2 protein-coding genes are annotated in these 14,611 nt (G+C 47.2%); both read right to left on the reverse strand.

All coding sequences use genetic code 11. From position 1 onward, the window contains the following. Positions 1-1,753: polyketide synthase (locus AC5V8P_RS15355; protein WP_495473710.1), on the reverse strand; the 1,753-nt coding region annotated here is incomplete at its 3' end. Between the two features lie 50 nt (positions 1,754-1,803). Beyond that, the coding region (locus tag AC5V8P_RS15360; RefSeq protein WP_495473711.1) for an SDR family NAD(P)-dependent oxidoreductase at positions 1,804-14,611 on the reverse strand (12,808 nt) is incomplete at its 5' end.

Here is a 14,611-nt window from a genome sequence, read left to right on the forward strand (position 1 = left end):
CGGGGACAAATCCGTTTGCACGGGCATCAAAAGTAAAGCAGCGTCCGTCTTTGGATAGCATTCCTGCTTTGCTGGTCATAACATGCATCCCTGGCCCTGCCATGATCATTACTCCGCCCGCCAAAGCAAGATCGCTTGTTTCTAAAACAAGGCTGTTGCAAGCTTCAGCAATCGCTACCAGAGAGGAAGAACACGCGGTATCAATCGCCAGAGAAGGGCCTTTTAAATTCAGTAAATACGAAATCCGGGCCGATAAAATGGAAGGCGCTCCTCCCATAAGAACCTGCGCATTCAACCCTTGTCCGCTCATGGACCTTCCATAATCACTAGCTGCACATCCTACAAAAACACCGCAACGACTTCCAGACAGCGAAGCTGGATTTAATCCGGCATCTTCAATGCATTTCCAGCTACTTTCCAGAAATAGACGCTGTTGAGGATCCATCATTTCTGCTTCCGCAGGAGATATATTAAAGAATAACGGGTCAAATCGATCCAGATCCTCGAGCACACCCATCCACTTGCTATAAGTTTTCCCCTCAGCCTTGGGATTGGTATCATAATATTCATCAATCGACCAACGCGTTGAAGGAATTTCCGATATACAATCTCTGCCATGAGCTAGATTATCCCAGAACTCAGTCAATGTTTTGGATTTGGGAAATTGCCCCGCCATGCCAATAATTGCGATCGAATCCTTCTCCTGATCATACGCCATACGGGACACAGCTTTTTTCATATCAGCCTGCTTGAGCGGTTTGTGCGTATCATTGCTATTCGGCAGCTGTCCGTAGGCCGTTTGAATCCGATCCTTTACCTCCTGCTGATGCACAAACGTTTTGTCCTGCATTTTTATTTCTTTCTCAATCGTAGCCGCCAGCTTTTCTCTTATCGGCTGAGCCATATGATTTTTCAGCTCAATCAATGACTCTCTTGGCGACTCGGACAGTTTTCTTGCCAGCTGCATTGCGTACGGCACCACTTCATTTCTTGGCAAAACAGGAAAAGGAGTCCCTTTGGACTCCAGTTCTGAACCGCTATATCTAGTACCAGTGAATAGAATTTCCTGCGCCATACTAACCCCGAATTTTTCGGGAAAAATGAGGGTTGAGCCTGCACCAGGCGTAAACCCGTATTTCATAAAATTAGTGGTGTAGATACTTTCTCTACTCATCACAATAAAATCGCAAAACATCCCCATACACCAGCCTGCGCCAATCCCATGTCCCTGCATAGCGGCAATGACCGGTAGCTTGCAATCCAGTGCAATCTTGTAAACATTGGTATCGCTATATTTCGCCTTGCCCTCATGAATGGCCAGCAGACCCTCCTGTGTACCTCCTGTGGCAAAGTAGGTGTCATATCCCGTTAGAATCACAACTTTATAATTCTCGTTAGCCTGTACCGTCTCAAATGCCCGGTTCAGGCCCATAATCAGTTCATCGGAAAATGTATTTTTGTGCACTGTGTCCTTCATTGTTAATAGAACAATGCCATGCTCAAATTCCTGCATTTGAACAACAGACTGTTCTTCTACTTCGCCGTTAAACTCACTCTCCGGTCCGTGAAGGCTGTCCAATGGCTGTAGCGAAAGTGACACTCCCTCTGAGGATGATTCCTGTGAAGTGACTTCCGATGATCCTTCCAAAGATCCATCTGAGAGCCCCCCCATAAATTGGAGCAATTGTTTTTCGGCATCTTCAGAATTTATTTCCCCTGTTTGTACCGCACGAAAAATATCTTTTGGATCCATAAAAATGCCCTCCTAGCCGTATGAAATAGGACGAATATCGTATCGGCAATTTACGAATGTAATTGCTTGAACAACTGATCGGCCTGCTCAACATTTAATTCACCTTGCAGTACCTTCTGGATCAAGGATTGCATGGGCTGCGTAGAAGTTGACTCTACAGGCACTTGATTTGAAGCTTCCGCCGATTTGCTCAATTCCTTTGCTAAATATCTGGAAAATTCTTCGATGTTAGGATAGTCATATACTCTGGTTGCTGAAATAGCAGTTCCAAACCGTTTATTTACGTCCTGTACCCACTCTACGCCTATAATTGAATCCAATCCCATATCGATAAATTTATCATCCCGGCCAATATCCCTTTTGTCCATGCTCAAAGATTTCGCAAGACTTTCAATTAGTTCCTTCTCCAATGCATCCACCCGTATAGCCATGGGTCCATTTGCAGACCGTTTGACCTCATCCTGGATAGCAGGCTGCGGTGAGGAAATGATGGTTTTAGGTTGCGGTGCAGCAGGTGTCAATTCTGCGGGCTTGGCTGCCTTTTTTGGTGTATCGTCTATCTTCTCGATGTCAGAGACTGAGCGCAGCAAAATACCCTGCGGTTTTTCAGGTACTTTCGCTACTGTCTGTACCTGTACATTAGTGTTGACAGCAGGAGGGCTAAACACAGGCTCTCGTGCCGGAATCTCAACTAGAGGAGGCACCGTCTTGACTTCTTTAGGCTGGCTTCCGAACATAGGGATCCAATAGCTTTCCTGGGCAAAAGGATAGGTTGGCAGACTAATCCGATGAGGTTTGACATTTCCGTAAAGTCTGTTCCAATCGAATAACAGGCCCTGAACCCAAAGCTCTGCCAGCTTTGTATACTTGCCCTTGCTTATCCAGATATCTACCAGTTGTCCCATATCCTCGTCTGCTTCAAGAACAGTCAGGATATCTTTATTCTTCTTAGCTTGACCCAAATAGAGTCCGTCGATATCCTCATTCCCTGCCAGGAAGCCCTCCAGCTTTCCTTCAAGTTCCCTCGTAGACTTAGCTATGACCGCTAACCGTTCCTCCATAGCTTCACGTCCCACTTGAAGGGTAAATGCTATATCCTCCAAACTGGCTTCCGTGTATTCAGGCGTTCTGAGTGCAAAAAGCAATCTTTTCACCTGCTCGTACAATCGTTCTTGATTTTTGGCTGACAGCACAACCATGGACGGGCTTTGCGATATCATCGCAGCTTGTGTAGTCTCCTGCACCTCAGGGATATATTCCTCAATCAGCACATGTGCGTTGGAGCCTCCGGCGCCGAAAGAAGAAATGCCTGCAATTCTTGGGTATTCAACGGTCTTCCCATTTATAGTGACGACCGGTCTTTTCCACTCTTCAAGCTCCTGCTGAACTATAAAAGGGCTATTGCTAAAGTCGATGTTCGGGTTGAGTATGTTTGAATGCAGCGAAGGTGCGATTTGCCCATATTTGAGCTGAAGGAGCACCTTAGTCACTCCAGCAATCCCAGCCGCACTCTCACAATGCCCTATATTGGATTTTGCCGATCCAATGGCGCAGAACTGCGTGTCTTCCGTATATTCCCTGAAAACCTTTTGCAAACCAGCGATCTCAATAGGATCACCTAAAGATGTCCCGGTGCCGTGTGCTTCAATGTAACTGATTGTTCTGGGGTTAATTCCAGCTTTCTTAAAGACTCTTCCAATTACACTGGCCTGCGCCTTAGGATTCGGAACTGAAAAACCATTTGTCTTCCCACCGTGGTTCACAGCGGTTCCCTTGATAACCCCGTATATGTGGTCGCCGTCTGCAATTGCTTTGGTCAGCGGTTTGAGCAACACGGCTCCTACACCTTCACCTGGCACATATCCATCTCCACCTTCTCCGAAGCTTTCGCACCGCCCCTTGCTTGATACGAACCTCCCTTGTCCAAGCATCAGGTATTTGTTCGGATGAATGGAGACATTGACGCCGCCGGCAATGGCCAGCTCACACTCGTCTTGCTGTAAGCTCTGACAGGCTAGATGTATAGTCGTCAAAGAGGATGAGCACATCGTATCCACAGCCATGCTCGGTCCGTGGAAATTACAGAAATAAGAAACACGATTTGCAATGGAGGCCGGATTCCCTGGAACGGCAATCATTTTGCCTCTAGCCTGCTCCTGCGCCCCGTAAAGTTGATATTCTTCGTACATAACTCCGACAAAAACGCCTACATTCCTTTCCACTCCAAGCCCTTCTCGGGTATAGCCTGCATCCTCAATCGTTTCATAGACGCATTTCAGGAACAAGCGCTCCTGTGGATCAATAATCTCTGCTTCTCTAGGAGAGATATTAAAAAATTTCGGATCAAATTGATCTACGCCTTTGATAAAGCCTCCCCACTTGCTGTAAACTTTTCCAGACTTGTCCTCTTCCTCGTCATAGTGTATGCTGTGATCCCAGCGCTCTTTGGGAATTTCCGTAATGCAGTCCTTTCCATTACGCAGATTGTTCCAGAATTCCCTAACATTCTCCGCCTCAGGATACATTCCTGACAAGCCGATGATGGCAATATCACCAGTACCTCTTGCCGTTTCCAGTTGCGGCTGGAATTTTTTCTGATCCAGCAATTTTGCCTGAGCCGGCATTTCACGAGCTGGTCTTCGGCTGCTGGAAAGCGGCCTTCCCGGGTGCTCTTTCACAGTGGAAGACGTAAACGCTTGGACGGCGTTGACCTCTTCCTCCATTCCAAGCAACTGAATCAGCCGCTTCTGGTGAACTTCAAGAAAATATTGGGTCAGCTCTCGGATACTCTGGTATTCAAAAAACAACGTTTTAGGTAGCATTCCGAATGTTTTCTCCAGTTCACGTGTCAGCTGTCTGATCATAATGGAATCAATTCCATATTTCTCCATGGGGGCATCGGCTTCAATCTGCCTTGCTGGCAGTCTGATCGATGCAGCAAGCAGTTGCTTTAAATAATTTGCCGCTTTTTCGGCAAGCAGTTCTTGTCCGATTCCTGAGTCCTTTCTGCTCTCTATGATCATAGAGGGGGTATCTCCAGCCTGATTCAGGGATGGCTGTTGCAGGAGCGTTTCTCTGAGCTGATTGGCGCGTCCTTCCAATACCATGACTTGATCTTTTCCAGAAGCCAGACTCTGGTACAAAGCTCGCATTCCTGTACCAGTCTCCATAGCGAACAACCCCATTTCCTCCATGATTTGTTTCGTTTCTCTATCAATATGCATTCCGCCTTCCTTCCACAGCGGCCAGTTGATAGAAAGCGTCTGTCCCTGACGTTGCTTCTGTTCTACAAGTGTATTGCGATAGCTGGCATAAGCATCCATAAAGGCATTGGCAGCAGCATAGTCAGCCTGTCCTACATTCCCCAGGCTGCCTGCAACAGATGAATACAGGACGAAAAAGTCCAGCGGAATATCCTTGCAGGCCTGATCTAGATTGATCAATCCTGCAACTTTTGGCGCCAATACTTTCTGCAATTCCTCTTCTGTTTTTTTAATAATGAAATTATCGCAGGTCACTCCTGCGGCATGAACAATTCCATCCAGCTTCCCAAACTCTTCCTGAATATCCCCGATTAAATCCTCAACCGCTCTGTTATCGGCGACATCGGCCTGCCGAAATACAACTCTTGCTCCTAGGGCCTCTATTTCCTCAATTCTTGCTTTGGTGTGACCACGGAGTGCAGATCGTCCAACGAGAATTAAAACGGCATCTTTGGTTTGTCGTGCCATTTCTTCTGCCAGCATCAAACCAAGACTACCTATTCCTCCGGTAATCAAATATATCCCTGAGTCCTTCCATGGAATTCGGCCCCCTTCCCGCGAGGATTGGATCTCCGTCCATGCGGCAGCATATCGTCTGCCCCGCTGATAGCGGACCTGTGTATCCATGGAGTTACGGCTATTTTCTTGCAGGATATTTATAATACCTGCGGCATCTTCCTCCACATCCACTTCGATCAGTTGACCCACCAGTGTGGGATTCTCAAGCTGTGCTGTTTGTAAGAGCCCGTAAAGTCCCGAGAATACCTGTCTGTGATCCTGTACTGGAATGACAAGCTGAATCAATGTTTTGTCTTTGGATTGGGCTTTAAGCACCTGTTGAATTTGCTCAAACACCTGAGATGCGTAAGTTCCAAACCGTGCATCCATGCTCTCCTCTTCGGATTGCAGGATGAGACAATGTACCCCTCTCATTTGTGATTCGATCATTTCCCTAGAAATATGTGCTGGTTCACATAGAATGACCAAATGCTGCCGATATTCAGGTGCTGTGGCTCTCGGGAAAAGGACTTGTTCTTCCCATACAGGCTCAAGCATCAAAGTCTCAGGCGTCATCAATTCCTCTGATCCCCCTGTTCCTCTTTCTGCAATTCGTGATGATAAGCCCTTCATGCTTACACAAACATTCCCCTGCATGTCGCACAAATCAATATCCAGCTTCTGCACTGGACTATCCTGTCTACTACCTTCACGATCACGGACCCAAGCCCACATCTCCGATGTGCAGCCACTAAACACCTCAAGCTCTTCCATTGCAAATGGTAAAGCCGGCTTCATAGAAACTGTTCCGTCGGACATGGCAGCGCCGTATGTGTCCATCATCAGGCCTATGGACGCTTGCAGAGCAGAATCCATCAAGCTAGGATGCATCACAAACTGTCCCATGGTCTCGTAAGCAGAAGAAGGCAAGGACAACTTGGCAAGGACCTGATCCACGCCAGTGTATATCTTTTCAATTCCTTGATGTCCCGGCCCATAGGAAACCTGCATCGCCGCAAACGCCTCATAACATTGCTGGGATGAATAGGTACCCAGATTGCACTGCTCCAGCAGGGCTTCAATATCTATGGCAGGAATCTCAGCCAACGGAGCAATCGCTGCACTGCCCTCGCTATGCACAACTAGCTCTGTATCCGCTGATTCAGACTTGCTGTAGATTTCATAGGCAATTTCTCCACCATCTTGCGGATAAAGCCCGATATTTATAGCAATCGGCCGTTCTTCAGCTACCATAGGCAGGAGCCATAATACATCTTTTAGACGAACACAAATCCGATTTTCTTCCGGAGAAGCGACTTCCTCTACTGCCGCTCGCGCCATTTCAAGGTAAGCCACTCCGGGCAAAAGCTTTTGCCCCTTGATCACATGGTCTGCGAGGAAAAATTCTCTCCCCGTAAATGTGGAGCTGAACTGAAGGCCATAAATATCGGACGTATTTCGCTGAAGCAAAGGATGAAGGATGGTGGATGTCTCCTGCCTCAGTCCACCGTTTGCTCCCCTCAGCTTATTGGTATCCGTTATGCAATATCGTTCTCTGGCAAAAGGATAGGTAGGCAGGCTAATACGGTTCGGCTTATTCTTTTCGTACAGCACGTCCCAGTTAAAGACCTCGCCTCTTACCCAAAGCTGTGCGATTTGGACATAGTTGTTTTCATTAACCAGTGCCTCCATCATCTCGGCCGCACCCTGTTGTGTTTCCCGGTCTCTATTTTCTTCTCTATAGCGTTTGGCCTGCCCAACATATAAGCTATGAATACCTTCTAGGCCCTCCACAAAACCACTCAGCTTCTCCTCAAGCTCGGAAAGAGAAGCTGCAGTGAAGGCCAAACGTTCCTCCATCGCATCGCGTCCCGCCTGCAGGGTATACACTATATCTCCCAGACTATTATCTGTGAACTGACGCTCCCGGATTGCAGCTAGCAATTGCCGGGCCTGATCTTGCAACTGTGTTTCAGTCTTGGCTGACAGCACAACAATAGCCGGCTTTTGGGCACTGAAGGTAACCGGCTCCTTCTCCTGATTTTCCGGAACATATTCCTCGATGATCAAATGGGCATTGACACCGCCAAATCCAAAAGAGCTGACCCCGGCTCTCCGAGGAATATTATTTCCAGAAGCATCTTGCTGCTGTTTCCATTCCCTCGTCTCCTGAACGATATAGAAAGGACTGTCTTCAAGTTTGATATAGGGATTCATTGCATTGCAATGAAGGCTTTTAACAAGCTTTTTATGCTTCATCTGAAGCAGTACTTTGACGACACCAGCGATCCCGGCAGCCAATTCCAGATGTCCGATATTAGTCTTCACGGAACCTAGACCACAATGGGGCTCTTTGACCCCAGGTCCTTTTATAGTCTCATAAAGCTCTTTAAAGGCTGTTTTAAGTCCGTTAATTTCAATTGGATCGCCCAGTTCGGTGCCTGTCCCATGGGCCTCCATGTAAGAAACTGTTCTTGGGTCGATACCGGCTTTTGTATATGCATTTACCAGCAAATCCGCCTGTGCCCTCGGATTGGGTGCTGTCAGGGAATTGGCCCGGCCTCCGTGATTGATAGCAGTGCCCCGGATTACGCCGTAAATATGGTCTCCAGCCTTTTCTGCGTCCTTCAGCTTTTTCAGGAAAAGCATGCCTGCCCCTTCACCGCGCACGTAACCGTTGGCCTGATCAGAGAAGGTTTTGCATCGACCGTCCTCACACAGCATCCCTGCTTTGTTGAAGCTAATATGAAGCTCTGGGGTGATAATCACATTGACACCACCTGCAATTGCCATTTCACAGCTTCCATCTTCTATAGCCTTTACTGCCCGGTGAATGGCCACCAACGCACTGGAGCATGCCGTTTCGACAGGCTCGCTCGGACCATGAATATTCAGGAAATAGCTCATACGATTAGGTCCCACCGACGGCGCCATGCCGCTGGAGGAATACGCCTCAACACCCACATTTCCCTGATAGATCATTCCGCTGTAGCCGCTGTTCGCAGTGCCTGCAAAGATACCTGTACGGCTTCCTGACAGTGTCCCTGCTTGGATGCCCGCATCTTCAATCGCCTTCCAAATATAGGTCATTAACAGGCGCTGCTGCGGGTCCATGAGTGCGGCTTCCCTCGGTGAAATTCCAAAAAATAAAGGGTCAAACTCATAAATCCCGTCAATAAACCCGCCCCACTTGATGTTTGTTTTATTGGTCTCATCCGCAGGGTCACCGTAATACGCCTTCCAATCCCAGCGATCTTCAGGTATTTCAGTGATACAGTCCCTGCCTTCCTCAAGATTTTTCCAAAATTCATTCACATCCCGGGCCATGGGAAATACGCCGCTTATGCCTACAATTGCAATAGGTTCAGAACTGGCCGGGGTCTGTTGCGGCATAGCTAGCATGTTCTCGTTTGAAAATCGGGAACGCTGGCGTCTACTGCGTATACCGTCTTCTCTACGACTCTCTTCATTCTGCACGGCAGGCTCAGTCCGGGTCTGCACGATAAACTGCTCTCCAAGCACGATGGCATATTCGTCCACCAAATACCTGCAGAAGTCATGAAGCGTAGTGTATTCAAAGAATACAGCAGGGGTCAGATCAAGTCGGTACAAGTGATTGATGTTGTTGGTAAATTGCGTGAGCAAAATGGAATCAAAGCCATACTCACTCAGTTCTACATAGGCGTCAATATCTTCAAGTTTGACTTTCAGCAATTTCGATACCGCCTGCATCATGGCGGTTCGCACCTTGTCCAGCAGGTCTGATGCGACATCCCGTTCAGTGGCGGAAATTGCTGAAATACTTGCTGAAATACTTGCTGAAGTACTCACCGCCTTTTCAAGCTGTCTGGTTTCGGGATTCGTTATTAAGCCTACTATTCTTTTCATTTTTTCGAGATTGCCTTCCATCACCATAACCTGATCAGCACCCGTAAGCATGGTACGGTACAAAGCCTGAATGCCGGAAGAAGTTGAAATACTGCCCATACCTGTTTGCTGTTTTACCAGCTTCTCTGTCTCCTCATCAATATGCATCCCGCCTTCTTTCCATAGTGGCCAATTGATGGATATCGTTTGCCCCTGGCGTTGCTGCGATTCTGTCAATGTGTTCCGGTATCTGGCGTATGCATCCATAAACGCGTTGGCGGTAGAATAGTCTGCCTGTCCCTGATTGCCCAGCCCTCCGGCTACTGACGAAAACAGAATAAAGAAGTCAAGAGGCAGGTGCTTGCTCGCCTGATCCAAGTTCACTACCCCTAAAACTTTGGGAGCGAGAACCTCCAGCATTTCCTCGCTATTTTTTTGGAGTATGCGGTTGTCACGAATGACTCCTGCACTGTGAATGATGCCATTCAGGCTTCCGAATTCTGCCTCTATTTCCCGAATTAAATCAGCCACCGCCTGCTCCCGGGTCACATCGGCCTGCTTATATGCTATTCGTGCTCCTAATGACTCCAATTTCTTTATCTCTGCCTGCTTGTCCTCATCTAGTGCGGAACGGCCCGTTAAAATCAACGCGACATTTTGTACTTTATTTACAATTTCTTTGGCAAAAATAAGTCCCAAGCCACCGGCACCACCGGTAATGAGATATACTCCGTTCTCCTTCCACGGAATGTCCGCTGTTTCCGGAGAAAACGAAATCTCGTTCCAGCTAGAAATCCATCGTTTGCCTTTCCCATACCGGATCTGGATGTCTCCAGGACTCCAGCTGTTTTCTTTTAAAATATCTATGATTGTACTCGGGGCCTCAACCTGCTCAAGTTCTATCAACTGCCCCACCAGTTTTGGATGTTCTATTCTGGAGGTTTTTAAAAGACCTGAGAGCCCTGATACAAGCTGCTGCTCCTCCTGGTCGTTTGTGACAATCTGGATTAACACCTTGCCATGGTTTTTTTCTCTAAAAATTCTTTGTATTAGCTCAAGTATCTGAACGGCGTAATGCTGAAACTGTTCCCCAATTCTGTTCTGATCAGGTTGCAAAAATATGCATTGTGCGCCGCTTATTTGAGCTTCTACTTGTTCACAGGAAATCGCGGACGGCGGGCAAAGGATCACGACATGGCGATCATATACAGGTAAATCACCATCTATGGTAACTCCCTGCTCTTTCCACACGGGTTCAAGCATCAAGGTACCAGAATTGGACTGCGCGTCTGTGGGAATGGAGTCTATATCCAAAATTCTTGAAGAATAGCCCTTGATCCTCACACAGATCTCTCCGGTTTCGTCGCTCAGGTCAATATCTAGTTTCTGTGCCTTATCTCCTGTTTTACCATCTATATGGTATCGAATCAGCGCCCACATGATGGAGCTGCAATTTTTTATAATTTCAACTTCCTGAATGGCATACGGCAGAGCGGGCTTAATCTCGCGAGAGCCCAGCGTCAAGCCTATGGATGCCTGCAAAGCGGAATCGATCATGCTTGGATGGAGGATAAATTGGCTTTGAGTGTCAGAGACTGAGGAGGGCAAAGATAGCTTCGCCAGCACCTGACCTTCTCCCGCATATACCATCTCAATCCCCTGATGCCCAGGGCCATAATCAATTCCCAAATCTCTGAAAACGCTATACAATGCTGTCGGATAGAAGCTTCTACTGCATATATCCTGCAAATCTTTAATATTCAATGCAGGGACCTCTACCGCCGATCTTCGTACCGCATTGCCGTAGCTATATAACATAAGCTCTGTATCATCGGCTCCGTGATTTCCATAAATTTCATACGAAATCTCTTGATCTTCATGCTGGAAAAGCCCGATATGCAGCTGTATTGGTTCATTCTCTAGGGCAATAGGTCGTGCCCAAACCACGTTTTTAAGGCACATTCCGACCAGGTCGCCCTCATCAGCCCCTAGTGACTGCTCCACTGCTGCCCGGGCCATTTCAAGAGTTGCAGCCCCGGACAGCACCCTTTGCCCATTCACCACATGATCTTTCAGGAAAAACTCCGGACCAGTAAAAGTCGAGCTGAACCGCTGCTCCGAAAAATCGGAGGTGTTTTGGTGCAGCAAAGGATGAAGTGCAGCACCCATAACAGAAGCTGGGCCCCTGCCTGCCTTATTGTCTAGCTCGGGCGCCCAGCACCGTTCCTTTGCAAAAGGATAGGTTGGCAGACTCATTGGGCGAGGCCTGATGTCCCCATACAGCTTGTTCCAGTCCATCGTTAGACCCTGTACCCACAGCTCTGCAATTTTTTCTAATTTTCTCTTCTTGATCCAAGTTTCAAGCAAGGATCTGGCATCTTCATCTGCCTCAAAGAGTACGATCCCGTCCTTGTTCTTTTTCACCTGACCCGTCAGGACTCCAGCTGGCAGATGATGATGAATCAATCCATCCAGCGCTTTTAGCACATTCTCTTTTGAACCTGCCACAAAAGCCAGACGGTGGTTCATCGGCTCACGGCTTACTTGCAGCGTATACCCCATATCTGTCAGGCTAAGATTTGGCTGAGATGCAATAAAGTTTCTTAAATTTTCGGCATAGGTTACTAATTGCTTCTCATTTTTGGCAGACAATACGAAAAGAACGGGACTATTTGATTCGTCGTCTGCTGGTGAAATTGCAACCTCTGGACGATACTCTTCAATAATAAGATGGGCATTGGTACCACTAAAACCAAAAGAGCTCACAGCGGCACGCCTTTTGCTCCCATTAGAAGGTTCCCAGTCCTTCAATTGTGTATTTACATAAAATGGAGAATCATCAAAATCAAAATGCTCATTCGGGTTCTTGAAATTCAATGTCGGTACCAGCTTCTTATACTTCATGCATAACAACACTTTTTGCATGCTTGCTACGCCTGCTGCTGCCGAAGTATGCCCGATATTGCTCTTTACCGAGCCTATGGCGCAGAAGTTTTTCTGATCTGTTTGTTCTTTAAAAGCTGTGGATAAAGCCTCTAATTCAATAGGATCGCCCAGCTTGGTGCCTGTCCCATGCATTTCAACATAGCTAATGCTTTCGGGCTCAATCTGATACTTATTGTATATCTCCTGCTCAAGCTCCATTTGGCTGTTCGCGCTTGGAGCAGTAATTCCATTGGTTTTTCCATCCTGGTTGATCCCAGTTCCGATAATAACTCCGTATATGTGATCCCGGTCAGCTTCCGCATCCTTTAGCCGCTTCAGAACCAGCACCCCTGCTCCTTCGCCTGGAACAAAGCCGTTGGCACTATTGTCAAATGTCTTACACTGACCATCTGGTGACAACATTCCGGATGCAGACATACCTACATAGGATTCAGGAGTCAGGTACAACGACACACCACCGACTAACGCCATTTCAATCTCTTTATTTGATAAAGCCTGGCAAGCAAGGTGAGTCGCTACCAACGATGAGGAGCATGCCGTGTCCACAGATATGGCAGGTCCTTTCAGATTAAGGAAATAGGAAATACGAGCCGCTGCAATAGCGTTGCTGTTCCCGGTAGTATTGCTGAATTGTGCTTTATGCTTGTAGCGCATCATACTATACTCATTATTTAAAATGCCAAGATAAACCCCGCATTTTTTATTTGCCAACTGCGAGCCGCTATAACCTGCATCCTCAAAGGCTTTATAGGCCTCCTGCAAAAAGATGCGTTGCTGCGGGTCCATGCCTTCCGCCTCGGTAGGCGATATATTAAAAAATAACGGGTCAAAATATTCTATGTCCTTCAAGACACCCAGCCACTTGCAATTTATCTTCCCCTCTTGCGCCGGACGCGGATCATACAAAGGATCTACGTCCCAACGGTCCTTTGGAATTTCAACAATGGAGTTTTGGCCTTGAGCGAGATTTTCCCAATATTGCTGTACATCTTCAGCACCAGGATATCTTCCCGAAATCCCGACAATTGCAATTGCCTCTTGATTTTCCGAAGTCACGGGCAATGATTTCTCTTCTGCTTCTGCCCGGCGCAATGACACCATTTTCGCCTTGGGCAACTGCGCTGGAGAACATTGGATCGTGTCTGTTCGTGGTAAATGGACTTCTGCTATAGGTTTGTCCGTGTCTGAGACTGTGTCCAAGGGCTGCTGTACTAAACTTCTCTTGCCCCCATGTTTATTGATTTCTTGTGCCAAAAACTCGGTAAATTGCAGAATAGTCGGATAGTCGTAGACTTTGGTAGCTGCAATAGATGTGCCGTAGCGCTTATTCAGGTTTCGAATCCATTCTACGCCTATAATGGAATCCAATCCGATATCTATAAAGTTTCTATCTGCCTCAATCTCGTTTCGTTCCATGTACAAGGCTTCGGCCAGACTGGTCGTCAGTTCTTCCCGTAATTGCTCTGTAGAGACACCAGACGGAATCGTGCCGGATTGTGGCTGCTTCTTTTCAGCCGATATCGGCATCAACTGAATCTGAAGTGAGGCCTCTGCCTGCTTATCCGATTCCAATGATACGAGCAGCGGTGAATGCTTTGCAGTCGCCTGATCCGTAATAGACACAGTAGAAGACGGCACGCTTATCTCGGTCACACGATTGCCCAATTCCTTTTCTAAAAATCTACTGAACTCCCGTATGGTTGGATAATCGTAGACTTTTGTCGCTGTTATAGATGTGTAGTAGTGTTTATTAATGTTTCGAATCCACTCTACGCCTATAATGGAATCCAATCCAAGATCAACAAAGTTTTTATCCTCATCGATCTCGTCCCGATCTATATATAAAGCTTGCGCCAGACTTGTTGCCAGCTCCTCCTGCAATATTTCTGACGATACAGATAGGACAGGAGCAGTTATCACCTGTTCTTTCTTCTTTTTGTCATTCTTTGCAGCACGCATTCTCCCTTCCGAAGAAGTTAAAATAATCGGTGTCCCCTGGTGGGTGGCAGACTTACTAAGTTGCGGCTGACTGTCCGTTAAATTCCGTAAGGAAATCCCATTTGGTTTTTCAGACTGAACATGAACTACTTTTTCCTGAGACTCCATTGGAATTCTTTCCACAGATGGGATCGTAATATCCGTGATCCAATACCGCTCCTTTGCAAAAGGATAGGCTGGCAGGCTTATTCTCTGCGGCTTGGCATCTCCATAAAGCATGCTCCAATTCATCGCCAGTCCCTTCACCCAAAGATCCACAATCTTCGCATATTTCCGTTTCCCGATC

Source organism: Paenibacillus sp. N119s (assembly GCF_059447605.1).